Source organism: Faecalibacterium sp. DFI.5.82 (genome assembly GCF_029076575.1).
GTDB classification, from domain to species: Bacteria; Bacillota; Clostridia; order Oscillospirales; family Ruminococcaceae; genus Faecalibacterium; species Faecalibacterium duncaniae.
On the sequence record NZ_JARFIS010000971.1, the window covers coordinates 1 to 293 of the forward strand.

Here is a 293-nt window from a genome sequence, read left to right on the forward strand (position 1 = left end):
CAAGGAAGGGCCAGCTGCCGCAGAGGTACTGCAAAGGCTCCCGGGATGCGCGGCGGGCCGTCAGGGCTTCCAGCCGCTTTGCCTGCTCTGCGCCCAGCGGAGCATCGGCAAGGCGGGCATCCCCGCCCACTGCCAGCCGGAAGAGCTCGGCCGCGTCAAAATCTGAGTCGGGGCAGCCTGCGGCGTGCAGGCGTGCCTCCACCTCCCGGACTGCCGCCCGGGGCAGCATCCCTGCGGTTACCATCTGCCGTCCTCCGGGTCCTCGGGCAGGACCGGCGTGACGGCGGCAATGG

General features: G+C 71.7%; 1 pseudogene. It reads right to left on the bottom strand.

Features of this window, described 5'->3' with window-relative positions:
• Positions 1-244: pseudogene (locus P0G09_RS19730) on the bottom strand (peptide chain release factor N(5)-glutamine methyltransferase); the annotation flags it as partial.
• Positions 245-293: the final 49 nt, after the last annotated feature.